Source organism: Azospirillum sp. UENF 312511, from assembly GCF_058780635.1.
In genome coordinates, this window is sequence record NZ_JBSNCG010000002.1 from 381,864 (window position 1) to 404,408 (window position 22,545).

The following is a 22,545-nucleotide window of genomic DNA, read 5'->3' on the forward strand; positions in this document are numbered from 1 at the left end:
GGCGGCGGGTTACCAGGCCGGGACCACGGCACCCTTGAAGCGGTCGAGGATGAACTGCTTCACCTCGTCGCTCTGGTACACCTTCACCAGCGTGGCGACCCACGGCTTGTCTTGGTCGGCCTTGCGGACGGCGATGACGTTGGCGTAGGGGCTCTCGCTGGCCTCGCGGGCGATGGCGTCCTTGTTCGGGTCCAGGCCGGATTCCATGGCGAAGTTGGTGTTGATGACCGCCACGGTCACGTCGTCCAGCGAGCGTGGGAGCTGCGCGGCGTCGAGTTCCAGGATCTGGAGCTTCTTCGGGTTCTCGGCGATGTCGAGCGGCGAGGCCTTCAGGCCGGCGCTCTCCTTCACCTTCAGCAGGCCCTTGGCCTGGAGCAGCAGCAGGGCGCGGCCGCCGTTGGTCGGGTCGTTGGGGATGGAGACCTTGGCGCCGTCGGGCAGCTCGTCCAGGCTCTTCACCTTCTTCGAGTAGACGCCCATCGGGAAGATCACCGTCTTGGCGACGCTGACCAGCTCGTAGCCGCGGTCCTTCACCTGGTTGTCCAGGTAGGGCTGGTGCTGGAAGGAGTTGGCGTTCAGGTCGCCCTGGGCCAGCGCCTGGTTCGGGATGACGTAGTCGGAGAACTCCAGAACCGTCAGGTCGAGGCCTTCCTTGGCGGCCAGCGGCTTGACCTTCTCGAGGATCTGGCCGTGCGGGCCGGGGGTGACGCCGATCTTCAGGGCTTCGGCCGACGCGCTAACGGCGGTCGCCAGGGTCGCGATGCCGGCCACCAGACCAAAGGCCGCGCCGAGCACACGGGTACGGAACATCTCCAACTCCTCAGGACTTCAGGTTGCGTTTGTTGACGCGGCGGGCGATCCAGTCGCCCGTCGATTGAACGATCTGCACCAGCACGATCAGCACGATGACCACGGCCAGCATGACCTCCGGCAGGAAGCGCTGGTAGCCGTAGCGGATGCCGAGGTCGCCCAGGCCGCCGCCGCCAACGGCGCCGACCATGGCCGAATAGCCGATCAGGCTGACCACCGACAGGGTCAGGCCCAGCGCGATGGCGGGCATCGCCTCCGGCAGCAGGACCTTGCGGATGATCTGGAAGGGCGTGGCGCCCATGGACTGCGCCGCCTCGATCAGGCCGCGGTCGACCTCGCGCACGGCGCCCTCGACGATTCGGGCGATGAAGGGCACGGCGGCGACCGTCAGCGGCACGATGGCCGCGGCGGTGCCGATGGAGGTGCCGGCGATCAGGCGGGTGAAGGGGATGATCGCCACCACCAGGATGATGAAGGGGGTGGAGCGCGTCATGTTCACCAGCACGCCGGCGACCCGGTTGAAGGTGAGATTCTGCAACAGCTCCCCCCGGCCGGTGACGGCCAGGAGCACGCCCAGCGGAAGGCCCAGCGCCGTGCCCAGAAGGCCCGACACCGCCACCATGTAGAGCGTGTCGAGAAGCGCCTTAAACAGCAGCGCGTAGATTTCCGGGGACAGCATGACCGAGCACCTCGACACCGAGCTTGTTGACGTTGAGGAGGCTGATGGCCGCCTCGATGGACTGCGGGTTGCCGATGGCCTCCACCACCAGCGTTCCGAAGGGCGCGCCCTGGATCTCGTCGATCTGGCCGTGCCAGATGTTCAGGTCCAGGTTCATCTTGCGGCTGATCGCGCTGATCACCGGGGAGGTCGCGCGCTCGCCCGTGAAGGTGATGCGCAGCACCATGTTCGACCCCGGCACCGGCGTCGCCGACAGGCGGGCGCGCAGACTGTCCGGGATGCCGCGGTTGATCACCGGATCGACGAAGGTTTTCGTCGTCTCGTGCTTGGGGTGCGCGAAGATGTCGAAGACCGGCCCCTGCTCGATGATCCGCCCGTTCTCCATCACCGCCACCTTGTGGCAGATCTCCTTGATGACGGCGATCTCGTGGGTGATCAGGACGATGGTCAGGCCCAGCCGCTTGTTGATGTCAGCCAGCAGGTGGAGGATCTGGGTCGTCGTCTCCGGGTCCAGCGCGGAGGTCGCCTCGTCCGACAGCAGCACCTTGGGCTTGCTGGCCAGCGCGCGGGCGATGCCGACGCGCTGCTTCTGCCCGCCCGACAGCTCCGCCGGGTAGCGGTCGCGCTTGTCGGTGAGGCCGACGAGGTCGAGCAGCGGCTCCACCGTCGCGCGGATCTGCGCCTTCGCCACCCCGGCCAGCTCCAGCGGCAGGGCGACGTTGTCGAACACCGTGCGCGAGGACAGCAGGTTGAAGTGCTGGAAGATCATGCCGATGCTGTGCCGCGCTTCGCGCAGATCGCGCGGCGACAGGGCGGTGACGTCCACCCCGTCGACCAGCACACGGCCCGATGTCGGCTTCTCCAGCAGGTTCACGGTGCGCAGCAGCGTGGATTTGCCGGCGCCCGAACGCCCGATGATTCCGTAGATCTCGCCGCGCCCGATGGTCAGGTCGATGTCGGCGAGCGCCTGGACCGGCTGCCCGGTGCCGCGGGACGGGTAGGTTTTCTGAAGCTGTTCGAAGGTTATCATACGCTCTTGGCCTCCCGACGCGCGCCCAGATCGCGGGCCGCGTCGCGCAGGACGGTCTTCTGGATTTTACCGGTCGATGTCTTCGGCAGGTCGCTGAACACAACGGTGCGCGGCACCTTGTAGTGCGCAATGCGGTCCCGGCACCATTGAATTATCTCGGACTCAGAGGGGCGTTCGCTGCCGGGCTTCACCGTCACGAAGGCGCAGGGGCTCTCGCCCCAACGATCGTCGGGGCGGGCGACCACGGCGGCCTCCAGAACGGCGGGGTGCCGGTACAACGCTTCCTCCACCTCCAGGGACGAGATGTTCTCGCCGCCCGATATGATGATGTCCTTGCTGCGGTCCTTCACCTCGATATAGCCGTCGGGATGCAGCACGCCCAGGTCCCCGGTGCGGAACCAGCCGTCCTTCAGCGCCTCCTTCGTCGCCGCGGGGTTCTTCAGATAGCCCTTCATCACCGTGTTGCCGCGCAGCGCGATCTCGCCGATGGTCTGCGCGTCGGCGGGCACCGGCCGGCCGGTCTCGCGGTCGAGCACGGTGGCGTCCTCCACCGCGACGTGGTTCACCCCCTGCCGCGCGAACTGCAGGGCCAGCCCGTCGGCGTCGAGATCCTCCCAGCCCTCCTGCGGGGCGCAGACGGTGGCCGGGCCGTAGCATTCGGTCAGCCCGTACATGTGCACCACCTCGAAACCCAGCGCCGTCATGCCGGCAAGCACGGCGGACGGCGGAGCGGCGCCGCCGGTGCCCACGATCACCCGGCGGGGGGCGGGTCGCCGTACCGGTGCCGGGGCGTGGATCAGCATGTTCAGCACGATCGGCGCGCCGCACAGATGGGTGACGCCCAACTCCGCGATGGCGTCGAAGATCGCCGCCGGCTCCACACGCCGCAGGCAGACATGGGTGCCGCCCGCGGCGGTGACCGCCCAGCTGTAGGTCCAGCCGTTGCAGTGGAACATCGGCAGCGTCCACAGGAAGACGCTCTCGAGCCGGACGTTCAGGGTGAAGGCGTTGCCCAGCGCGTTCAGATAGGCGCCGCGGTGGTGGTAGACGACGCCCTTGGGGTTGCCGGTGGTGCCGCTGGTGTAGTTCAGCGCGATGGCTTGCCACTCGTCGTCCGGCCCGCGCCAGGGGGCGGGGTCGGCAGCGGCGAGGAAGTCCTCATACTCCACGGCACCCAGCGACGGCGCGTCGGGCGCCTGCTCGTCGGCGATCTCCACCAGCGTGACGGGGCGCTCCGTCCGGGCGAGCGCCGCCTTGGCGACCGGCGACAGCTCGCGGTCGACGATCAGCAACACCGTTTCACTGTGGTCCAGGATGAAGGCGATGGCCGCGGCATCCAGCCGGGTGTTCAGCGCGTTCAGGACTGCGCCGGCCAGCGGTACCGCGTAGTGCGCCTCCAGCAGCGCCGGGACGTTGGGCGCCAGCACCGACACCGTGTCGCCCCGACCCACCCCGGCCCGCAGCAGCGCCCCGGCGAAGCGCCGTACCCTGTCGTGGAACTGCGCGTAGGTGATGGTGCGGCGGCCGTGGCGGATGGCCGGCTTGTCCGGATAGACCTTCGCCGCGCGTTTCAGGAAGCTGAGCGGGCTGAGCGGGACGTGGTTCGCGGGGTCGGGGGCGAGACCGCGGTCGAAGATCGAGGCGGTGCGGCTGAACGGGCCGGTCATGACGGAGCTTCCTGGAAAGAATCGCTTTCGAGTTCCCCTCTCCCCTCAGGGGAGAGGGTTAGGGTGAGGGGGTTGCGCGTGGCGCCACGTCCGGCAAAAGCACAACCCCCTCACCGGCCCTCCGGGCCACCCTCTCCCCGGAGGGGAGAGGGCTATGACAACCGGCGACGCTCACCAGGTCGGGATGATGGTGCCGTTGAAGCGCGTGTTGATGAAGTCCCGCACCTCGGCGGAGCGATACAGTTCGATGAAGCGCTTGATCGCCGGGTCCTCGGCGCGATCCTTGCGGACGGCCCAGACGAGGTGCCATTTCGACTGGTCGTCCTCCAGAACCAGGGCGGTCTTCGGGGTCAGCCCGGCCAGGACCGCGTAGTTCAGCGTGATGACCGAGGCGTCCACGTCGTCGAGCGAGCGCGGAAGCTGGGCCGCGTCCAACTCCACCAGCTTGATCTTCTTCGGGTTGGACGCGATGTCGGCGATGGAGGTGTTCAAGCCCGCCCCGTCCTTCAGCCCGATCACCCCGGCCTTGGCCAGCAGGAACAGCGCGCGGGCGCCGTTGGTCGGGTCGTTGGGGATGGAGACGCTGGCCCCCTCCTTCAGGTCGGCCAGCGATTGCACCTTCTTCGCGTAGATGCCCATGGGCACGACGATGCTCTTGGCGACCGGCACGATGTCGTAGCCGCGCTGCTTGATCTGGTTGTCCAGGAAGGGCTGGTGCTGGAAGTTGTTGGCGTCGATGTCGCCGGACTGCAGCGCCGCGTTGGGCATGTTCCAGTCGGTGAACTCGATCACCTCCGCCTTCAAGCCTTCCTTGGCGGCGATCTTTGCCGTGTATTCCAGGATCTCGCCATAGGGACCGGCGGACACGCCGAGCTTGAGGGCCGCGGCGCCGGCGCCGGTGGAAACGGTGAGAAGGGCGGCGGTGACAATGGACGTCAGAAAGGCTTTCACGGAACGGGTCCTTTATCGGCGGTGTGGAATATTGGGATCGGGCGCGGGGTCGGTGTGAAATGTGGGCGCGCGATCAGCGCCGCCGCACTCCGGAGCGCCGGGCCGCCAACTGTTTGGCGGCGCGCTCGGCCTGTCCGACGTTGCGGAAGGTCTGGCGGTCGAGGTCCTTGAAGGACCAGTCGGACACGAAGAAGGTGAAGCCGCCCTGGCCGGCGACGACGATGCCGGCGGACCGGCCCTGGACCTCGATGGCGTAGGCGTTGGACGTGCTCATGACGGTGTTCTCCCTCGGCCCGCGGCGCTGTGGCGCGCGGGTTTCATGCGGATCGGATGCTGGACGGGACGGCTTGGCGCGCTGAGGTCAGCGGCGACACGAGGCGTTGCGCATTCGGCAACACAGACCCGTCACGGTGCCGGTCCGATCGGCTGGGGAGGGGGTGGTCATCATGGTCATTCCGGTCACTCCTTCCAGAGTTCCACGACCGGTATCGTGGCGCTTTAGCGTTTGGTGACGCGGCGCAAGCTGGCGATCAAATTGCCGCGGGGCGCCCCCCTTGGGCGTCCGGCTTTTTATCTACAATGTAAGTGGGCATTCGGTCAAGGCGGAAAGTGAATTGATTTTGTGAAAATGAGCATACAGCCATCAATTTTTGTTAATTAGTCGCCGCTGCCATGATGGTTGCCATGATGGTTGCCATGATGGTTGCCATGACGGCCGGGCCTCAGCGCCGGCCGCTCTCGCTCGCCGTCTCCCGCGGTCGGCTCTGCGCGTAGTGCAGCGACAGGGCGCGGATCTGCTCTTCCGTCAGGTTGCGCACCGCGGCGCCCATGATCCTGGACAGCGGCGTGTCGCCGTGGGCGTCCCTCTGCCAGAGGCGGAGCTGGTCGGCGATGTAGCTCGCGTGCTGCCCGTCGAGGCGGGGGTAGCGCGGGTCGCGATCCTCGCCGTGGCAGCCGGAGCAGGCCGGCACGCCGGTGCCCCGGTCGCCGGACTCGGCCAGCCGGGCGCCCAGTTCCAGCAGGGCCGGATCGGCGTCGGCGGGCGGGGGCGGGTAGGGCGCCGTCTGCCCCGCATAATGGTCGGCCAGGGTTCGCAGGATCGAATCGTCCAGCCCGGCGGCCACCGGCTGCATGATGCCGCTGTGCCGCCCGCCCTCGGCGTAGGCCTTCAGTGCGTGGAAGAGATACTCGGCGTTCTGGCCGGACAGGCGGGGGAAGGCGGCGGCGCTGTCCCCGGGGCCGCCCCCGGCGCCGTCATAGCCGTGGCAGCGGGCGCAATTGTCCAGCACCTCGCGGGCGGAGCCGTCCAGCATCGCCAGATCGCTCAGCGCCGAGCGGTCGCCGTCCGGTTGCGTCTCCCCGAAGGCCAGACGGCGGTATTCCTCGGCGCTCATGCCGTCGAGCCGGCGCAGGAAGGCGGCCACCGCCCACGGCTCGTCGTCGCGCGCCTGCGCCGGCCAGGCGGGCATGCCGGCGTATTTGATGCCGTTGTAGGTGATCCAGTAGAGCTGCTTGTCCGTCCAGTCCCCGGCATGGCCCGGCAGGAAGGGCGGGGTGGGCAGCATATGGCGTGAGATCGGATTGCGTCCGACGTCGGGCGCGCCGTGGCATGGGGCGCAGCCGTCCTCGTAATGGCCGGCGCCGCGCCGGATCAGCGCCAGGTCGTCGAGGTTGGGCGGATCGCCGACGAAGGCGGCGTGCGTCTCGATGGAGCTGCGCATCGCCATGCTGAAGAACCAGTGGACCGGCGGCCAGTGCTCCTTGCTGGCGGCGATGCTGTAGAGCCCCGACCAGGCGAACAGGAAGCCCCCCACCGCTTGGGCGCCCAGAACCAGCCCGATGATCGTCAGAACTCTGCGCATGGATGGGACGCTCCGCCGGTTGTGAGTGTTCGTCCCCGAATGAATGCTCCCCCGCCGACCGAAGTTCCGGCGGAACCTGCGGCCTTGCCGTGAGTTTAGCCGTGCAACGACGCCGCCCGCCGCCGCGGGCCAACGCCGCGAGGGGGGTGCATGGACCGCAGGTCTGGCCGCAGCGAGGGACGCAGACGGAAGTGGCAGGGGGCGGCCCTGGCTGGCGGAATGGGGCTCTTGGCGGCTTGCGAGCGGGGTCCGCAATCCGCGCTCCACCCCGCCGGGCGCAACGCCGAGGCGATCCTCGACCTGACGCTGATTCTGGTCGCCGGGGGCGGGGTCATCTTCCTTTTCGTCATGGCGCTGGCGGGGTACGCCGTCATCGCCCGGCCGGAGCGCTTTCCCGGAAGCCGCGCCTGGATCATCGGCGGCGGCCTCGTCTTTCCCATCGTCACGCTGACCGCGCTTCAGGTCTACGAGTTCGCCGTGGCCCGGCAACTGTCGGACACCGGTGGGGTGGAGCCGCTGCGCGTCGAGGTCACCGGCTACATGTGGTGGTGGGAGGTCCGCTACCCCGACGTGAGTTTAGAAGGGGCCGGGGAGGGCGGTGAGGTCCTGCGCAGCGCCAACCGCCTCGTCATCCCGGCCGGGCGCCCGGTGGAGGTGGTGGTGACCGCGGCGGACGTCATCCACAGCTTCTGGGTGCCCAGCCTGGGCGGCAAGATGGACATGATCCCCGGCCACGAGAACCGGCTGATCCTGGTCGGGGAGCGGCCCGGCACCTACCGCGGCCAGTGCGCCGAGTACTGCGGCGCCCAGCACGCGCTGATGGCCTTCGACGTGGTGGTGGAGCCGCCCGAGCGCTTCGAGGAATGGCTGGCCGCCGAGCGCCGCCCCGCCGCCGAACCCGACGGGCCGCAGCAGGCCGCCGGACGCGACGCCTTCCTGCGCGCCGGCTGCGGGTCCTGCCACACGGTGCGCGGCACGCCGGCCAACGGGGCGGCCGGGCCGGACCTGACCCATGTCGGCGGGCGCGGCGCGCTGGCCGCCGGGACGCTGCCCAACACGCCGGAGGCCCTGGCCGGCTGGATCGCCGGGGCGCAGCACATCAAGCCGGAAAACCGCATGCCGTCCTTCCCGATCCTGGGCGGCGACGATCTGCACGCCATCGCCGTCTGGCTGGAGAGCCTGAAATGACCCCGCCGCTCGACGATGCCGCCCTGCCCAACCGCCTGCCGCGCCCGAAGGAGGAACTGGAGGCGCTGAAACGCGCCTGGAAGCCGACCTCTGGCCTCGGCCTGCTGAAGGAGGTGAACAACAACATCATCGGGGTGATGTACATCGCCACGGCGCTGCTGTTCTTCGTCATCTCGGGCACGCTGGCGCTGGTCATGCGGACACAGCTCGCCGTGCCGGAGAACGACGTGCTGGGGCACAGCCTCTACAACCAGTTCTTCACCGTGCACGGCACGGGCATGATGTTCCTGTTCGCCGTGCCCATCGTCGAGGCCATCGGCGTCTTCCTGCTGCCCTCCATGCTGGCGGCGCGCGACCTGCCCTTTCCGCGGCTGTCGGCCTTCGCCTTCTGGGCCTATCTGTTCGGCGGGCTGGCCTTCTTCTGCTCGCTGATCTTCGAGGTGGCGCCGGACGGCGGCTGGTTCATGTACCCGCCGCTGACCAGCATGAAGTTCTCGCCGGGCATCAACGCCGACTTCTGGCTGCTCGGGATCGGCTTCATCGAGATTTCGGCCATCGCCGGGGCCATCGAGATCATCGTCGGCATCCTGCGCACCCGTCCGCCCGGCATGACGCTGGACAAGATCCCGGTCTATTGCTGGTCGATGCTGGTCATGGCCGGGATGATCGTCTTCGCCTTCCCGGCGGTGATCATCGCGACCGCGCTTCTGGAGATCGAGCGCGCCTTCGACTGGCCCTTCTTCATCGCGGAGCGGGGGGGCGACCCGCTGCTCTGGCAGCACCTGTTCTGGTTCTTCGGCCATCCGGAGGTCTACATCATCTTCCTGCCGGCGGCGGGGCTGGTGTCGATGATGGTGCCGGCGCTGGCGCAGCGGCCGCTGGTCGGCCATGACTGGGTGGTGGTGGCGCTGGTCGGCACGGGCTTCTTCAGCTTCGGCCTGTGGGTGCATCACATGTTCGCCACCGGCATCCCGCCGCTGAGCCTCAGCTTCTTCTCCGCCGCCAGCATGGCCGTGTCGGTGCCCGCCGGCATCCAGGTCTTCGCCTGGATCGCCACGCTGGGCAAGGGGCGGCTGCAATGGACGGTGGCGACGTGGTTCCTGCTGGGCTTCCTGTTCATCTTCGTGGCCGGCGGCCTGACCGGCGTGATGGTGGCGGTCATCCCCTTCGACTGGCAGGCCCATGACAGCTACTTCGTGGTGGCCCACCTGCATTACGTGCTGATCGGCGGCATGGTCTTCCCGGTCTTCGCCGGGCTGTATCACTGGTGGCCGACGATGAAGGGCACCATGCTGTCGGAGCGGCTGGGGCGCTGGGCCTTCTGGATGATGTTCATCGGCTTCAACGTCGCCTTCTTCCCCATGCATATCAGCGGCCTGATGGGCATGCCGCGCCGCGTCTACACCTACCCGGGGGATCTGGGCTGGAACGTCCTGAACATGATCTCCACCGTCGGGGCCTTCGTGATGGCCTTCGGCGTCCTGCTGGTGCTGATCGACATGGCGCGCGACGCCTTCGGCCGGGGCCGCCCGGCGCCAGAGAATCCGTGGAAGGCAGGGACGCTGGAGTGGATTCCGAACGACGACTACGCGACGCGCAGCATCCCGCATGTCCGCTCGCTCTACCCGCTGTGGGACAACCCGAACCTGTCGCGCGAGGTGCAGGAGGGCGCCCACTACCTGCCCGGCGCGCCGACCCGCCGGCGCGAGACCATCGTGACCAGCCCGATCGAGGCCCGGCCCCAATATCTCATGCCGATGCCCGGCCCGCACTGGAGCCACTTCCTGGCCGGGCTGTTCACCGCCGCCCATTTCATCTGTCTGGCGGTGCAACTCTACTGGGTGTCGCTGGTGCCGGGGGTGCTGGCCATCGCCTCGGTCTTCTGGTGGGTGTGGGGCCTGGACAAGGGGGCCGACCATCCGCCGCAGGACGTTGGCGGCGGCTGGCGCGTGCCGGTCTATCTTCAGGGATCGGAGAACCATTCCTGGTGGGGGACGGCGGTCCTGCTGCTGGTCGACGGGACGGCCTTCGCCTGCCTGTGCTTCACCTACGTCTTCCTGTGGACGGTCAGCCCAGACGTCTGGCCGGTGGGCACCGACGCCCTGCCGGGGCTGGGGTGGCTGTTTGGCGAGGCGGCGCTCTGGATCGTGGCGGCGGGCGCGATGCTGCTGGCGAGCCGCGCCGTGGCCCACAACCGCTCCTGGACGATGCGGGGCGCCCTGCTTGTTGGTCTCCTGCTGATGCTGGCCGCCGGGGTGGCCGAGCCCTACAACCGCATCGGCAGCGGGCTCGTGGCGTCGGAGAGCGCCTATGGCGCCATCGTCTACATGCTGGCCTCCTGGCAGGTCTTCCACGTCGTGATCCTGGTTCTGATGACCGGCTTCACGCTGGCGCGCTCCTTCGCCGGGCGGCTGCATGCGCGGCGCCGGGTCACCTTCGACAATGTGATGCTGGTGTGGCTCTACACCTGCGGGCAGGGGATCGTGTCCCTCCTGCTGGTGCATCTGTTTCCGCGTCTGGCCGTGTGAGGTGGACCATGGAAAGGACGGCGTTCACCGCGACCTTCACCGGGATGATGTCGGCCTTCCTGATCTGGGCGGCCCATTTCGCGGCGGTCTACGGCATCAACGGGCTGATCTGCGCGCGCGAGTGGGACGGGGTGGAGTGGTACGGCCACCCCGTCGCGGTGGTGCTGATCCTCGGCGCCACGGTGGTCGCGCTGCTGCTGGCCGCGGGCGTGCTGGCGGCGGCGCTGTGGGGCGCCGCGCCGGGCCGGCGGGCCAGCGAGGACCCGCGCCGCTTCATCCGCCTGTTCACCGGGCTCGCCGCCGCGGGCTCGCTGGTCGCCATCCTGTGGAACGGGCTTCCTGCCCTGCAGGTGCCGGCCTGCGGTTAGCCCAACCGCTTCATTCCGGAATCAGGCGCCGGTAGAGGTGCCAAGTGGCGTGGCCGAGCACCGGCATGACGATCACCAGCCCGACGAAGGCGGGCAGCGAGCCGAGAAGCAGGCCACCGGCCACGATCAAACCCCAGAGCGCCATGGGCTCGGGATTCCTCAGCGTGGCGCGGACGGAGGTGCGGATGGCCGTCGCCACGCCAACCCGGCGGTCCATGAGGAGCGGGAAGCTGACCACGCTGATCGCCAGCACCAGAACGGCGAACAGGAAGCCGACACCCATTCCCAGCACGATCATCGCCCAGCCGGCGCGGGTGGTGAACAGCGCTTGGACGAAGGCATTCCAGCCTTCCGGCGCCAGCGGGGCGAGGGTCGCCATGTAGATGAGCTGCGCCGCCACCAGCCACAGCAGGAACACCGCCGTCAGGATCGCTCCCATCGCCAGGATCGCCCCGAAGGCCGGGGAGCGTGCCACGCCGAAGGCGTCCGCCCAGGACACGGGGTCGCCCCGCTCGCGCCGGCGGCTCATCTCGTAGAGGCCGACCGCGGCGAAGGGGCCGATCAGCACGAAGCCGGAGGCCAGCGGGAACAGCAGGTGCAGCGCGTTTCCGTGGAGCAGAAGTTCGGCCAGCAGCAGCCCGACCAGCGGGTAGATCAGGGCGATGAAGAGGACGTCGGTCCGGCAGGCCATGAAATCATGGAGCCCCTTCCGCAGGGCGTCGCGCAGGTCGTCGCCGCGGATGCGCCGCACCGTGGGCTCCAGCGCCGCCCGTTCCCGCGCCGGCGGGGCGATGGCGTGGCCCGCTTCGGCCAAGCCGTGGGACCAGGACTTGAAATGGGCCGCTCCCCATTCCGCAGGGTTTCGGATGGTCATGTCCGTTCCTCCCGAACCGTTCGTTCAGGGGGTGCGAGCCCGCCCGTGCCCGGTCGCGGCCTTCGCTGTCGCGGCCCGGCGGTCACAGGAGATCCCGCGCCCCGCCATGCACGGATGATACGCCGACGAATGGTTGGCGGCATTGTTCATTGGAGGAGGGGAGGGCGCTGGGGCACCGCCGGGTTTTCCGGAACCGGCTCCTGTCCTATTGTCCCGACCGTAGGGAAACGACACCGGGGATGGGGATGGCGGACGAGGAAACCCGCAAGGCCGTGCTGGCCCGCGTTCATGGCAAGGTGCAGGGTGTGTGGTACCGCGGCTGGACCGTGGACACGGCCAATCGGCTGGGGTTGGCCGGCTGGGTGCGCAACCGCGGCGACGGCACGGTGGAGGCGCTGTTCGCCGGCCCGGCGGGCGCCGTCGACCGGATGCTGGAGGCCTGCCGCCGCGGCCCCTCCGCCGCCATCGTCAGCGACATCGCCGTCGAGCCGGCCCGCGATCCCGGTCCGGGCGTGTTCGAGCAACGTCCGACGCAGTGACGGCTGGGGATGGTTAGCGTTCTGTTAGCCATGCGGGGCTAGGCTGTCGGGTGTGGATGGGGGAGCGGATCGCCTTGCCCCCACCCCGGCCCTCCCCCGCTTCGCAGGGGAGGGAGATATTCGCGGAGCGGCGGCAGTCCCCTCCCCTGCGAAGCGGGGGAGGGTTAGGGAGGGGGCAATCGGATCGGCATGAGCGGCAAAAGGCCAAAATCTGCGCTTCTGCACCGCGCCACTCTGAGCCTCCTGCTCCTCAGCGTGCTGGCAACCGGAGCCGCCTGGGCCAAGGGGCCGCTCGACCGGACGGAGCCGGGGCACATGCCGCCGGTGCCGCCCGGCGGCTATAACCTGCCGCTGTCGCCGCCGGTGGTCCAGTTCCCGTTGCCGCCGCAATGGGTCACGATCCGTTCCACCCAGGACTGGCGGCACGCCGGGACCTTCGAGAAGGAACTGAGCAAGTCCTGCGCCTCCCGTCAGTTCCGGGAGCAAATGCCCATGCGCTACCGCGCCATTTTCAAAGGCGAGGTCCTGGGCGTCGCCTTCGGCCACGGCCTGAACCTGCACGACCCGAAGAAGCAGGCAAACCGCAAGCTGATCTATCTGTTCCGCAACGGCGACAGCACCGGCTGCACCATCGTGTCGATCACCAACGAGGATCTGCGCGTCCTCAACGACGCGCAGGCCGGCGGGGCGCCGCCGAAGCGGTAGAGGTCACTCCTCTGCGGCCGCGCCGCCGAAGACCTCCGCGAAGCTGGCGATCAGGGCGGCGTCCACATCCTCCATGGCGACGAGATGGCCGAGCGCCACGATGGAGGTCACGCCATGCTCGCTGATGCCGCAGGGGACGATGCCGGCAAAGTGCGACAGGTCCGGCTCGACGTTCAGGGCGACACCGTGGAAGCTGACCCAGCGGCGCACCCGCACGCCGATGGCGGCGATCTTGTCCTCCTGGCCGGGGGCGCCGCCGTAAGGCCCCTTGTCCACCCAGATGCCGACACGACCCTCCCGCCGTTCGCCACGGATGTTGAAGGCGGCCAGCGTGCGGATCAGCCACTCCTCCAGATCCTGGACGAAGGCGCGGATGTCGGCGCCGCGCGTCTTCAGGTCGAGCATCACATAGGCCACGCGCTGCCCCGGCCCGTGGTAGGTGAACTGCCCGCCGCGCCCGGCCTGATAGACGGGAAAGCGGCCCGGCTCCAGCAGGTCCTCCTCCCGCGCGCTGGTTCCGGCGGTGTAGAGGGGCGGGTGCTCCAGCAGCCAGACCAGCTCCGGCGCGGTGCCGGCGCGGATGGCTTCGACGCGCGCCTCCATCTCGGCCAGCGCGTCGGGGTAGGGGACGGGCGTGTCGCTGATGCGCCACTCCACCGCCCGCGCCGGGGCGGCGGGAACGGCATCGTCACGGGCATCGGCGAACGGCGGAACGGGGGCGGTGAGGTCGGTCATGCCGACGTTATGAACTTTCTTTGGCAAAAACGCGAGACGCCGCTTGATCGGTCATCGGGGATCTGCTATTCCCCCGCTCCACCCGATGACGGGAGTGATCCCGACGTCGGTTCTACCAGCCTTGTGCGGTCGTGGCGGAATTGGTAGACGCGCAGCGTTGAGGTCGCTGTGGCAGAGATGCCGTGGAAGTTCGAGTCTTCTCGACCGCACCATCCCCCCGAAACGGGGGATTTGGCAAACAAACGAAAAGCCCGCCGGTCCATCGGACCACAGCGGGCTTTTTCGTTTTCGGGCCACCCGATCGGGACCGCCCTTTCCAGGCAATTCCCCCTCAGCGGAACTCCACATACTGGTCGAGTGCGACGCGCCGCATGGTCTGCACGATGTAAGGCTGCGCGTTGTGCACCGTCACCACCCCCTTGGCGTCGCGGCAGCGGTTGGCGAGGACGAACAGCATGCCGATCGCCGCGGAGTCGAGGAAGGTCAGATAGCGCAGGTCCAGCCGCACGTCGGGCCGCGCGCCGATGTCCCAGTCCGCCAGCAGGTCGTGGAACTTGCGGCTGTCGTCGTAGGTGAAACGCCCCGACAGCATGATCCCCTCCTGACCGTCGATGTCGGTGTAGGCGTACTCCATCGTCACATCCGCTGGCCGGTGGTGTCGGTTCTTCTCGGGCTGCGCGAGGTGAAAAGCCCCGCGCGCATTATGGGTGCACGAATTGTGAAGCCTACGCAAGCAATTGCGCGCAGGGCTGGAGGTCCCGAGCCGGCCCGCCGGGCTGGACAAAAGGGCGGCACACCTATATTCGGTGGGCGCCCCGGCGGGAACCCGCAAGGGCTCCCCACCAACCCGCAAACGCCGGTGCGCCATGGTCGGCCGATCGCAGGACCATGCCGTCACGCCGCATTGCCATCGTGAAGGGAGGGTGCCGCCATGCACACCGACCGCCAGGAACCGGATCGTATCCAGGACGATGTGCCGCACCCGGCCGAACGCCCCGACCCGCCCCGCGAGGACGGCGAGGAGGAGCGCGCCTATGGTGTGGAGCCCGAGTTCGTCGAGGAGGTCGTCGAACGGCTGCACGCCGGACGGCGCGACGAGCTGCGGGCCGAGCTGGACACGCTTCATCCCGCCGACATCGCCGACCTGATCGAGCAGCTGGGCCACGATGACCGGGAGTCGCTGATCGGCGTCCTGCGCCCCGACTTCGACGGCGAGGTGCTGAGCTACCTCAACCCAGATCTCCGCGAGGAGATCGTCGAGCTGTTCGAGCCGAAGGAACTGGCCGCCGCCGTCGCGGAGCTGGACACCGACGACGCCGTCGACGTCATCGAGGATCTGGACGAGGACACCCGGCGCGAGGTTTTGGAGAATCTGCCGGCCGCCGACCGCGCGCTGGTCCAGGAGAACCTGACCTACGACGAGTACACCGCCGGCCGCCTGATGCAGCGCGATCTGGTGGCGGTGCCGCAGTTCTGGACGGTGGGCAAGACCATTGACTATGTCCGCGCCGCCACCGACGAGCTGCCGGAGGATTTCTACGACATCTTCGTCGTCGATCCGATGCACCGGGTGGTCGGGGCGGTGCCGCTGTCGCGCCTGCTGCGCCAGAAGCGGTCGGTCCGCATCGCCGATCTGGTGACGGGGGAGGTGGACACCATCCCCGCCACCATGGACCAGGAGGAGGTGGCGAACCTGTTCCGCCAATACGCCCTGGTCTCCGCCCCCGTGGTGGACGCTGGCGGGCGGCTGATCGGCGTCATCACCGTCGACGACGTGGTCCACATCATCGACGAGGAGGCCGAGGACGACATCGGCAAGCTGGGCGGCGTCGGCGACACCTCCATCTACCGCTCGGTTCTGGAAACCTCGCGCTCGCGCATTTCCTGGCTGGGGCTGAACCTGTTCACCGCCTTCGCGGCGGCGGGCGTCATCTCGCTGTTCGAGGCGACCATCGAGCAGATCGTGGCGCTGGCGGTGCTGATGCCGATCACCGCCTCGATGGGCGGCAACGCCGGGACCCAGACCCTGACCGTGGCGGTGCGCGCCCTGGCGACGCGCGAGTTGTCGTCCTCCAACGCGCCCCGCGTGGTGGGCAAGGAGGTTCTGGTCGGGCTGCTCAACGGCGCCGTCTTCGCCACGCTGGTGGGGGCCATCGCCGCGACGTGGTTCGAGCCGATGATCGGCCTCGTGATCGGCTGCGCCATGGTCATCAACCTGTTCGTCGCCGGGCTGTGCGGGGTGCTGATTCCCATCGGGCTGGACCGGCTGGGCGTCGATCCGGCGGTGGCGAGTTCGGTCTTCCTGACCACCATGACCGACGTCATCGGATTCCTGTCCTTCCTGGGGCTGGCGTCGCTTTTGTTGTTGTGACCAACGAAAAGGGGCTTGCCAAAGGCGGCTCTCTTCCGGATGATCCGCGCATTGGCTGGGGTGCCGTGCGGGATGCGCTCGCGCGGCTGAGATCACACCCATCGAACCTGTCTGGATAATGCCAGCGAAGGGAGCCGCCGCATGGTATCCGCGCCCTTATTTCATTCCGATTCCGCAAAGCCCACCGTCGCCGTGGTCGGCGCTGGGGTGATCGGCCTGTCCATCGCCTGGAGGCTGGCCGCCGCCGGCTGCCGGGTGGAGGTCTTCGACCGTGGCGCTGCCGGCCGGGGCGCCAGCCACGCCGCGGGCGGCATGCTCGCCGCCTGCGTGGAGACCGAACCCGGCGAAGAGAGCCTTCTGCCGCTGACCCGCGCCTCGCAGAACCTGTGGCCCGCCTTCGCGGCGGAGCTGGAGGCCGCCTCCGGCATGGCGGTGGACCTGCGCGACGAAGGCACCATGGTCATCGCGCTGAACGCCGACGACGCCGCCAAGGTGCGCTTCCTGCACGATTTCCAGACCAAGCTCGGCCTGCCGGTCGAGTGGTTGAGCGGGGCGGAGGTGCGGCGGCGCGAGCCCTACCTCCAGCCGGGCGTGGCCGGCGCGCTCTTCTGCGCCGGCGACCATCAGGTGGACAACCGCAAGGTCGCCGCCGCCCTGCACGCCGCTGCTTTGCGGGCTGGTGCCGTGGTGCACGAGTATGCAGAGATCGGCCGCATCGAGGTCCGTGGTGGTCGCGCCGTTGGCGTCCAGGTTGGTGACCGGCTGGTCGAGGCCGACCATGTGGTCCTGGCCGCCGGGGCGTGGTCGGGCTGGATAGACGGGCTGTCCCCGGCGGTGCGTCCGCCCGTGCGTCCGGTGAAGGGGCAGATGCTCTGCCTGCGCATGGACGCCCGCCTGCCGCTGCTGCGCCATGTGGTGTGGACCCCCGGCACCTACCTGATCCCGCGGCTGGACGGGCGGCTGTTGGTCGGCGCCACGACGGAGGAGCGCGGATTCGACGACCGGCTGACCGCGGGGGGCCAGTTCGCCCTGCTGGAAGGGGCGTGGCGTGCCCTACCGGGTATCGCCGAACTGCCCATCGAAGAGGCGTGGGCCGGTTTCCGCCCCGGCACCCGCGACGACGCCCCGATCCTCGGCCTCTCGGAGGTGGAGGGGCTGGTCTACGCCACCGGGCACCACCGCAACGGCATCCTGCTGACCCCGGTCACCGCGGATTCGATCGCGCGGCTGATCCTGACCGGGGAGGCTGATCCGGTGATCCGCCCCTTCGCGCTCGACCGCTTCGCCCAGCCCAGAGGAGCCGCGGCATGAGCGCGCGCATCCGCGTCAACGGGCGGGAGGAGGATCTCGCCGCCCCCACCGTCGCCGCCCTGCTGGCCGGGCGGGGAATCGCCGCGGGCACCCGCGGGGTCGCGGTCGCCCTCAACGGCGCCGTCCTGCCGTCCCGCCGCTGGGACGAGACGCCGCTGTCCGCGGGCGACGCCCTGGAGATCATCCGCCCCGTGCAGGGCGGCTGAAATTCTCACCCGCCGGAGCGCGGGTCCGACATTCAAGGAAACACCCATGAACGACACGCTCACCATAGCGGGCCGTGAGTTCCGCTCGCGCCTGTTTCTCGGCACCGCTGGCTATCCGAACCAGCAGGTCATGCTTGACGCGCTGGCGGCCAGCGGCAGCGAACTGGTCACTCTGGCCATCCGCCGCATCAGCCTGGACGGCTATTCGGAAAGCCTCGTCGACGTCATCGGGGACCGCGCCGGACTGCTGCCCAACACCGCCGGCTGCCTGACCGCCAAGGAGGCGGTGCTGACTGCGCAGCTCGCCCGCGAGGCGCTGGATGTGGACTGGATCAAGCTGGAGGTCATCGGCGACCGCGAGCTGCTCTACCCCGACGTCGAGGAGCTGCTGCGCGCGACGGAGGAGCTGGTGGCCGATGGCTTCACCGTTCTGCCCTACTGCAACGACGATCCGGTGACCTGCCGCAAGCTCGCCGATCTGGGTGCTGCGGCGGTGATGCCGCTGGGCGCCTTCATCGGCTCGGGGTTGGGCATCCGCAACCCGCACGCCATCGAGACGATCTGCGCGCGCAGCCCGGTGCCGGTGGTCCTGGACGCCGGAATCGGCACGGCGTCGGACGCCGCGCTGGCGATGGAGCTGGGCTGCGCCGCCGTCCTGCTGAACACTGCGGTGTCGAAGGCGCGCGATCCGGTGCGCATGGCGGCGGCGATGCGCGACGCGGTGGCGGCGGGGCGGGCGGCCCGTCTGGCCGGGCGCATGCCGAAACGGGCCTTCGCGGAGGCGTCGAGCCCGCAGCTCGGCTTGATCGGAACGTAAGGCTGGCGCAGGGTAAGGGCCGCCCGAACACAATCAGAGAGACCCGAGACGTGCCCAAGACCTTCGAACCGCGCGATCCGGACTGGGAGGCGCGCTGCCGCGCCGGCTTCGAACGCCAGCCGATCTGCAAGACGCTGGGGATCGAGCTGACGCGGCTGGAGCCTGGCTTCTGCGAGATGCGCCTGCCGTTCCGCGCCGACCTGACGCAGCAGCACGGCTTCTTCCACGCGGGCATGGTCAGCACGCTGGCCGACAACGCCGGGGGCTACGCCGGCTACACGCTGATGCCGGCGGGCAGCGAGGTCCTGGCGGTGGAGTTCAAGGTCAATCTGATGTCGCCGGCCAAGGGCGAGGTGATGATCGCCCGCGCCCGCGTGTTGAAGCCGGGCCGCACCCTGACCGTCACCAGCGTCGAGATCTCGATGCTCGACGGCGGGGTGGAAAAGGACTGCGCCATCATGCAGCAGACCCTGTTCTGCCAAGCTCCCGCCTGACCCGTCCCAACCCCTTCCATCCGATCCAGGAGGTTCGCATGCCGCTGTCGCGTCTTTTCGGTGCCGCGTTGGTCGCGGGCATCGCCACCATTGCGCTTGCCCAGCCGGCCCTTGCCCAGAAGAAGGAGCCGCCGGCCTGCGGCGCCGTGTCCTTCCGCGCCATCGCCCCCGGCGCGCCGGACGGGGAAACCGACGCCGGCCTCTACAAGTCCCGATTCGGCAAGATCGAGGTGAAGGCCGAGGTCAAGGGCGGGCAGGCCACCAACTACTACATGGTGCTGAACGGCAAGCGCATCGACGCGTCGGCCAACCCGCCCAAGGCCGCCGATTCCTGCCTGAAATCCAAGAGCGTCAAGCTGCCCTACCAGAAGCAGGCGGCGGGCGCCTGCACCGGCAACCGCTTCCGCGTGGTCATCGACCGCTCCGGCAAGCAGCCGGTGGCCCTGTTCTTCGGCCTGCACGGCGACGATTGGGCCTATTGCAGCGGCACGACGCTGGAAAAGGGCGCCTGACGAGGGCGCCTGACGAGGGTTGTAGGACGCGACCGGGAGACCGCTCATGACCGGGACCATTGCCCATCTGTCCGCCGCGGGGCTGTTCCTGCTGCTGACGCATTTCGGCATTTCCAGCACGCCGCTGCGCGCGGCCCTGGTCGGACGGCTGGGCGAGAAGCCCTATCTCGGCCTCTATTCGCTGGTCTCGGCGCTGGCCTTCTGGTGGCTGGTGGCGGCCTACAACGCGGCGCCCCATGTGCCGGTGTGGCCGCCCGTCGGCGGGCTGGCCTGGGTGCCGGTCCTGCTGGTGCCGGTGGCGCTGTTCCTGCTCGTCGCCGGCCTCTCCACCCCGAACCCGACCTCGGTCGGGCAGGAGAGGCTGCTGGCCGGCGACCGGGAGCCGGTCCGCGGCATCCTGCGGGTGACGCGCAACCCGTTCCTGTGGGGCGTCGGGCTGTGGGCGGTCGCCCATATGGTGCCGAACGGGGATCTCGCCTCGTTGATCCTGTTCGGCACGCTCGCCCTGCTGGCGCTGGGCGGCAGCGTCCTGATCGACGCGAAGCTGGCGCGGCGGTTGGGGGCCGATTGGGACCGCTACGCTGCGCGGACGTCCAACCTGCCCTTCGCGGCGATCCTGGCCGGGCGCCAAAGCCTCGTCTGGCGAGAGATCGGCTGGTGGCGCCCGGCGGTGGCTCTTCTGGTCTATGGCGGGCTGCTGCACCTGCACCGGATGCTGTTCGGCGTGTCGCCGCTGCCCTGGTGACGCTCCGCCTTTACACTCAGAACGTCATGCCGCGCACCTGATCGCGCAGCGTGTTGCGGGCGGTGTCGGCCTCCTTGCGGGCGGTGGCCAGCTCGCGGGACAGGCCGTCCAGGCGGGTTTCCTGCTCGCCCATCTTGGCGATGGTCCGCTTGAACAGGTCGCTGTCGCGCGGCAGCGTGGCGAGATTCTGGCGCAGCCGCTCCTGCTCCTTGCCGATCTCCGCCTGTTCACGCTCCAACTCGCCGACGCGGCGCTCCTTGTCGGCGACGGCGCCGCGCAGGGTCGCGACCTTGGCCAGGGCCTCGCGGGCCGCGGGCGGCAGCTCCGTGGAGGAGGCGTAGGCCCGCACCTGCTCCGGCGACATCTCCGAGATGCCGAAGCGTTCGATCCGTGGGCGCTCCAGCGCGACCGCAAGGGTCACCGTCTGGCCGGCGGGCACCGCCACGGGCAGACGGTAGGCGTCGGCCGTCAGGTCGGGAGCGGCCCCGCCGGTGGCCCCACCCGAAGGCGGCACCAGCTCCCAGCCGGAACGCCGCGGATGCTCGACGATGACGGTGCGGTCCTCGCCCGCCGCGCCGGCGATTCGATAGGTGGTGGTCTGGCGGTCGGTCACGGTCAGCTGCAGCACCCCGTCGGCCAGGGTGGCGCGGGACAGGGTGCGGCTCGGCTGCTCGGAGCGGTCCACCGTCACCGCCTGATCCACCGCGAAGCTGAGGATTCGGCTCTCGCCCGCCGGAAGAGTGGCCAGCCGTGCGTCGCCCACATAGGCGGTGGCCCCGCCCAGCCGCTCATAGAGCGTCAGCACGCCCGGCGGCAGGCCGGTCTCGCCCGAGTCGCCGTTGCTGAGGCGCAGTGCGGCCAGCGGATGGCGCGGCTGGGTGTTGGGCTGGTAGAGCGACAGCCGCTCCGCTGGGATGGCGCGGGCGGTGATCGGCATCATCATCGTGCCGCCGTTGGCCAGGGTCACCGGCTGCGGATAGCGGAACAGCACCTGCGCCGTCGCCTCCGTGCTCTCGGCGGGGGTGGTCTCCGCCGCGCGTTGGGGCATCGCCCCGGCGAAGGGCGCGCTCATGGCTGGCGCGGGGGCCGGCGAGGGCGGGGCGGCCATGGCGGTGGGGGCGCCGGACTCGGCGGCGGCGCGCGAGCGGACAGCCGAATCCTGCGCCTTCGCCATCACGTCGGCGACCACGGAGCCCTCGTCGGGGGGCGGCAGGACGCGGCCCAGAACCTCCACCGGCACCTCCGGGCGGTTCACGAAATAGGCGGAGTAGAGCGCCTGCCGGAAGGTGACCGGGTTGCCCGACGCCACCGACAGCTCCACCCCCTTCCAATCGTCGCCGCTAAGATTCTCCAGCACGGCCCAGCCCTGCAGGTCGCCGGTGCCGCCCTCGCTCCCCTTCGCCGATTCGGGCAGGGTCAGGCGGTAGGTCGCCTTCCACAGCGGGGCGGCGACCACATAGGCGACGCGCACGGTCCGCTCGGCGCCCGCGTCCGCCTGCGGGGCGGTGGTGCGGATGGTCAGGCGCCGCCGCTCCTTGCCCGCCGCACCGGCGACGGCGGCCAGCGCGGAATCGAGCTGCGCCTGCACCCGCGGGTCGGCGAAGCGCAGGGAATCGGTCTCCTCCAGGACGAGCTGGCGCAGCCCCTCCGCGGTCATCAGGCTGACGCGGTTGCGGGTGACGGTGCCGCCGCCGTTGGGAAGCTGGGTGTATTCCTCCGTCACCGAGAGCAGCCGGCCCGACACCGCGCGGGAGCCGCTGGTCTGCACCTCCGCCCCCTTCATGGCGTTCAGCAGGGCGGTGGGGGAGGCGAGATCCCCCGGCGTGAAGGGCAACTCGCGGAAGGCGGTCTCCAGCGGTTCCTGGCCTGGCAGGTCCACCGTGCCGATGCCGCCGCGGTCGTCGTAGACCACGATGCTCTTCAGCACGTCGTCCACCTGGTCGCGGCGCACCTCCAGGGTAAGCGCCGCGTCGCCGGACACGCGCGCCTCATGCTCGAAATAGCCGACGCCGCCGGTGGACAGCAGCACCCGCTTCAGCGCCAGCGCTCCCGGCGGCTGGTCCGCCGCCAGGGCGGGCGCGGCCAGCAGCGGCACGGCAAGGGTGAAGAGGGCGGCTTTCGTGATCCCGGACATGCGGGTTTCTCCCGTTATG

23 protein-coding genes, 1 tRNA gene and 1 riboswitch are annotated in these 22,545 nt (G+C 69.4%); of the genes, 13 read left to right on the forward strand and 11 right to left on the reverse strand.

What is annotated here, in order from left to right:
• Nucleotides 1-9: 9 nt before the first annotated feature.
• The 7 genes from ACWPN7_RS10135 to ACWPN7_RS10165 all read right to left on the reverse strand — a co-directional run bounded on the left by ACWPN7_RS10135 (nucleotide 10) and on the right by ACWPN7_RS10165 (nucleotide 6,999).
• The gene (locus ACWPN7_RS10135) at nucleotides 10-810 is read right to left on the reverse strand and encodes a MetQ/NlpA family ABC transporter substrate-binding protein (protein WP_051658757.1); all 801 of its coding nucleotides are present in this window, start codon (nucleotides 808-810) and stop codon (nucleotides 10-12) included.
• A gap of 10 nt (nucleotides 811-820) precedes the next feature.
• Nucleotides 821-1,489, reverse strand: coding sequence for a methionine ABC transporter permease (locus ACWPN7_RS10140; RefSeq protein WP_103039689.1), 669 nt, complete (start codon nucleotides 1,487-1,489; stop codon nucleotides 821-823).
• Nucleotides 1,455-2,519 (reverse strand): methionine ABC transporter ATP-binding protein, encoded by a 1,065-nt coding sequence (locus tag ACWPN7_RS10145; protein WP_103039690.1) that lies wholly within the window; start codon nucleotides 2,517-2,519, stop codon nucleotides 1,455-1,457. The genes ACWPN7_RS10140 and ACWPN7_RS10145 overlap by 35 nt, the downstream gene beginning before the upstream one ends.
• Nucleotides 2,516-4,186 carry an acyl-CoA synthetase gene (locus ACWPN7_RS10150; protein ID WP_459197300.1) on the reverse strand — a complete coding sequence of 557 codons (1,671 nt, stop codon included), beginning with the start codon at nucleotides 4,184-4,186 and terminating at the stop codon, nucleotides 2,516-2,518. The genes ACWPN7_RS10145 and ACWPN7_RS10150 overlap by 4 nt, the downstream gene beginning before the upstream one ends.
• A gap of 171 nt (nucleotides 4,187-4,357) precedes the next feature.
• Nucleotides 4,358-5,137, reverse strand: a complete 780-nt coding sequence (locus tag ACWPN7_RS10155; RefSeq protein WP_014198187.1) for a MetQ/NlpA family ABC transporter substrate-binding protein — start codon at nucleotides 5,135-5,137, stop codon at nucleotides 4,358-4,360.
• A gap of 73 nt (nucleotides 5,138-5,210) precedes the next feature.
• Nucleotides 5,211-5,411, reverse strand: coding sequence for a hypothetical protein (locus ACWPN7_RS10160; RefSeq protein WP_040138044.1), 201 nt, complete (start codon nucleotides 5,409-5,411; stop codon nucleotides 5,211-5,213).
• A gap of 448 nt (nucleotides 5,412-5,859) precedes the next feature.
• Nucleotides 5,860-6,999: a c-type cytochrome gene (locus tag ACWPN7_RS10165; protein WP_459197301.1), complete on the reverse strand. Its 1,140-nt coding sequence runs from the start codon at nucleotides 6,997-6,999 to the stop codon at nucleotides 5,860-5,862.
• Between the two features lie 219 nt (nucleotides 7,000-7,218).
• Here ACWPN7_RS10165 and coxB point away from each other — a divergent pair, with 219 nt between their 5' ends.
• The 3 genes from coxB to ACWPN7_RS10180 are packed head-to-tail and all read left to right on the forward strand — an operon-like array spanning nucleotide 7,219 to nucleotide 11,083.
• Nucleotides 7,219-8,187, forward strand: coding sequence for a cytochrome c oxidase subunit II (gene coxB, locus ACWPN7_RS10170; RefSeq protein ID WP_247874999.1), 969 nt, complete (start codon nucleotides 7,219-7,221; stop codon nucleotides 8,185-8,187).
• Nucleotides 8,184-10,715 carry a cytochrome c oxidase subunit I gene (ctaD, locus tag ACWPN7_RS10175; protein WP_040138048.1) on the forward strand — a complete coding sequence of 844 codons (2,532 nt, stop codon included), beginning with the start codon at nucleotides 8,184-8,186 and terminating at the stop codon, nucleotides 10,713-10,715. Before coxB ends, ctaD begins: the two co-directional genes overlap by 4 nt.
• An 8-nt stretch (nucleotides 10,716-10,723) precedes the next feature.
• Entirely contained in the window at nucleotides 10,724-11,083 is a 360-nt protein-coding gene (locus tag ACWPN7_RS10180; RefSeq protein WP_081863449.1) for a hypothetical protein, read from the forward strand.
• Nucleotides 11,084-11,093: 10 nt separating this feature from the next.
• On the opposite strand, the gene ACWPN7_RS10185 is transcribed toward ACWPN7_RS10180, so the two are convergent.
• A complete protein-coding gene (locus tag ACWPN7_RS10185) occupies nucleotides 11,094-11,957 on the reverse strand; it encodes a DUF2189 domain-containing protein (RefSeq protein WP_103039696.1) in 864 nt (287 codons plus the stop codon).
• Between the two features lie 245 nt (nucleotides 11,958-12,202).
• Between ACWPN7_RS10185 and ACWPN7_RS10190 the strand changes: the two genes are divergently transcribed.
• Complete coding sequence (locus ACWPN7_RS10190) at nucleotides 12,203-12,496, forward strand: acylphosphatase (protein WP_040138391.1); 294 nt, start codon at nucleotides 12,203-12,205, stop codon at nucleotides 12,494-12,496.
• Nucleotides 12,497-12,685: 189 nt separating this feature from the next.
• Complete coding sequence (locus ACWPN7_RS10195) at nucleotides 12,686-13,201, forward strand: hypothetical protein (RefSeq protein ID WP_459197302.1); 516 nt, start codon at nucleotides 12,686-12,688, stop codon at nucleotides 13,199-13,201.
• Between the two features lie 3 nt (nucleotides 13,202-13,204).
• Here the strand turns inward: ACWPN7_RS10195 and lipB are convergent, their stop codons facing one another.
• Entirely contained in the window at nucleotides 13,205-13,936 is a 732-nt protein-coding gene (gene lipB / locus ACWPN7_RS10200) for a lipoyl(octanoyl) transferase LipB (RefSeq protein ID WP_040138051.1), read from the reverse strand.
• A 125-nt stretch (nucleotides 13,937-14,061) separates the two neighbouring features.
• Here lipB and ACWPN7_RS10205 point away from each other — a divergent pair.
• Nucleotides 14,062-14,148: transfer RNA gene (locus ACWPN7_RS10205), tRNA-Leu, on the forward strand.
• A 119-nt stretch (nucleotides 14,149-14,267) separates the two neighbouring features.
• On the opposite strand, the gene ACWPN7_RS10210 is transcribed toward ACWPN7_RS10205, so the two are convergent.
• Nucleotides 14,268-14,570 carry an STAS domain-containing protein gene (locus tag ACWPN7_RS10210; protein WP_459197303.1) on the reverse strand — a complete coding sequence of 101 codons (303 nt, stop codon included), beginning with the start codon at nucleotides 14,568-14,570 and terminating at the stop codon, nucleotides 14,268-14,270.
• 297 nt (nucleotides 14,571-14,867) lie between these two features.
• On the opposite strand from ACWPN7_RS10210, the gene mgtE reads away from it, so the two are divergent.
• The 7 genes from mgtE to ACWPN7_RS10245 all read left to right on the forward strand — a co-directional run bounded on the left by mgtE (nucleotide 14,868) and on the right by ACWPN7_RS10245 (nucleotide 20,392).
• Complete coding sequence (gene mgtE / locus ACWPN7_RS10215) at nucleotides 14,868-16,307, forward strand: magnesium transporter (RefSeq protein WP_103039699.1); 1,440 nt, start codon at nucleotides 14,868-14,870, stop codon at nucleotides 16,305-16,307.
• Nucleotides 16,308-16,353: 46 nt separating this feature from the next.
• A riboswitch (TPP riboswitch) is annotated at nucleotides 16,354-16,457 on the forward strand.
• The gene (gene thiO, locus ACWPN7_RS10220) at nucleotides 16,449-17,618 is read left to right on the forward strand and encodes a glycine oxidase ThiO (protein ID WP_456526005.1); all 1,170 of its coding nucleotides are present in this window, start codon (nucleotides 16,449-16,451) and stop codon (nucleotides 17,616-17,618) included. It overlaps the preceding riboswitch by 9 nt.
• Nucleotides 17,615-17,824, forward strand: a complete 210-nt coding sequence (gene thiS, locus ACWPN7_RS10225; protein WP_014199889.1) for a sulfur carrier protein ThiS — start codon at nucleotides 17,615-17,617, stop codon at nucleotides 17,822-17,824. The genes thiO and thiS overlap by 4 nt, the downstream gene beginning before the upstream one ends.
• A 46-nt stretch (nucleotides 17,825-17,870) precedes the next feature.
• Nucleotides 17,871-18,641: a thiazole synthase gene (locus ACWPN7_RS10230; protein WP_051658760.1), complete on the forward strand. Its 771-nt coding sequence runs from the start codon at nucleotides 17,871-17,873 to the stop codon at nucleotides 18,639-18,641.
• A gap of 50 nt (nucleotides 18,642-18,691) precedes the next feature.
• Complete coding sequence (locus ACWPN7_RS10235) at nucleotides 18,692-19,135, forward strand: PaaI family thioesterase (protein WP_014199887.1); 444 nt, start codon at nucleotides 18,692-18,694, stop codon at nucleotides 19,133-19,135.
• 38 nt (nucleotides 19,136-19,173) lie between these two features.
• The gene (locus tag ACWPN7_RS10240) at nucleotides 19,174-19,647 is read left to right on the forward strand and encodes a hypothetical protein (RefSeq protein WP_407823900.1); all 474 of its coding nucleotides are present in this window, start codon (nucleotides 19,174-19,176) and stop codon (nucleotides 19,645-19,647) included.
• Between the two features lie 46 nt (nucleotides 19,648-19,693).
• The gene (locus ACWPN7_RS10245; protein WP_040138060.1) at nucleotides 19,694-20,392 is read left to right on the forward strand and encodes an NnrU family protein; all 699 of its coding nucleotides are present in this window, start codon (nucleotides 19,694-19,696) and stop codon (nucleotides 20,390-20,392) included.
• A 16-nt stretch (nucleotides 20,393-20,408) separates the two neighbouring features.
• On the opposite strand, the gene ACWPN7_RS10250 is transcribed toward ACWPN7_RS10245, so the two are convergent.
• Entirely contained in the window at nucleotides 20,409-22,526 is a 2,118-nt protein-coding gene (locus ACWPN7_RS10250; protein ID WP_459197304.1) for a hypothetical protein, read from the reverse strand.
• Nucleotides 22,527-22,545 lie beyond the last annotated feature (19 nt).

Coding starts and splice junctions, on each gene's coding strand:
- coxB (WP_247874999.1), top strand. CDS start 7,219: ATGGGGCTCTTGGCGGCTTGCGAGCGGGGTCCGCAATCCGCGCTCCAC.
- ACWPN7_RS10145 (WP_103039690.1), bottom strand. CDS start 2,519: ATGATAACCTTCGAACAGCTTCAGAAAACCTACCCGTCCCGCGGCACC.
- ACWPN7_RS10250 (WP_459197304.1), bottom strand. CDS start 22,526: ATGTCCGGGATCACGAAAGCCGCCCTCTTCACCCTTGCCGTGCCGCTG.
- ACWPN7_RS10190 (WP_040138391.1), top strand. CDS start 12,203: ATGGCGGACGAGGAAACCCGCAAGGCCGTGCTGGCCCGCGTTCATGGC.
- ACWPN7_RS10230 (WP_051658760.1), top strand. CDS start 17,871: ATGAACGACACGCTCACCATAGCGGGCCGTGAGTTCCGCTCGCGCCTG.
- lipB (WP_040138051.1), bottom strand. CDS start 13,936: ATGACCGACCTCACCGCCCCCGTTCCGCCGTTCGCCGATGCCCGTGAC.
- thiS (WP_014199889.1), top strand. CDS start 17,615: ATGAGCGCGCGCATCCGCGTCAACGGGCGGGAGGAGGATCTCGCCGCC.
- mgtE (WP_103039699.1), top strand. CDS start 14,868: ATGCACACCGACCGCCAGGAACCGGATCGTATCCAGGACGATGTGCCG.
- ACWPN7_RS10245 (WP_040138060.1), top strand. CDS start 19,694: ATGACCGGGACCATTGCCCATCTGTCCGCCGCGGGGCTGTTCCTGCTG.
- ACWPN7_RS10240 (WP_407823900.1), top strand. CDS start 19,174: ATGCCGCTGTCGCGTCTTTTCGGTGCCGCGTTGGTCGCGGGCATCGCC.
- ACWPN7_RS10180 (WP_081863449.1), top strand. CDS start 10,724: ATGGAAAGGACGGCGTTCACCGCGACCTTCACCGGGATGATGTCGGCC.
- ACWPN7_RS10185 (WP_103039696.1), bottom strand. CDS start 11,957: ATGACCATCCGAAACCCTGCGGAATGGGGAGCGGCCCATTTCAAGTCC.
- ACWPN7_RS10160 (WP_040138044.1), bottom strand. CDS start 5,411: ATGAGCACGTCCAACGCCTACGCCATCGAGGTCCAGGGCCGGTCCGCC.
- thiO (WP_456526005.1), top strand. CDS start 16,449: ATGGTATCCGCGCCCTTATTTCATTCCGATTCCGCAAAGCCCACCGTC.
- ACWPN7_RS10165 (WP_459197301.1), bottom strand. CDS start 6,999: ATGCGCAGAGTTCTGACGATCATCGGGCTGGTTCTGGGCGCCCAAGCG.
- ACWPN7_RS10140 (WP_103039689.1), bottom strand. CDS start 1,489: ATGCTGTCCCCGGAAATCTACGCGCTGCTGTTTAAGGCGCTTCTCGAC.
- ctaD (WP_040138048.1), top strand. CDS start 8,184: ATGACCCCGCCGCTCGACGATGCCGCCCTGCCCAACCGCCTGCCGCGC.
- ACWPN7_RS10195 (WP_459197302.1), top strand. CDS start 12,686: ATGAGCGGCAAAAGGCCAAAATCTGCGCTTCTGCACCGCGCCACTCTG.
- ACWPN7_RS10135 (WP_051658757.1), bottom strand. CDS start 810: ATGTTCCGTACCCGTGTGCTCGGCGCGGCCTTTGGTCTGGTGGCCGGC.
- ACWPN7_RS10150 (WP_459197300.1), bottom strand. CDS start 4,186: ATGACCGGCCCGTTCAGCCGCACCGCCTCGATCTTCGACCGCGGTCTC.
- ACWPN7_RS10210 (WP_459197303.1), bottom strand. CDS start 14,570: ATGGAGTACGCCTACACCGACATCGACGGTCAGGAGGGGATCATGCTG.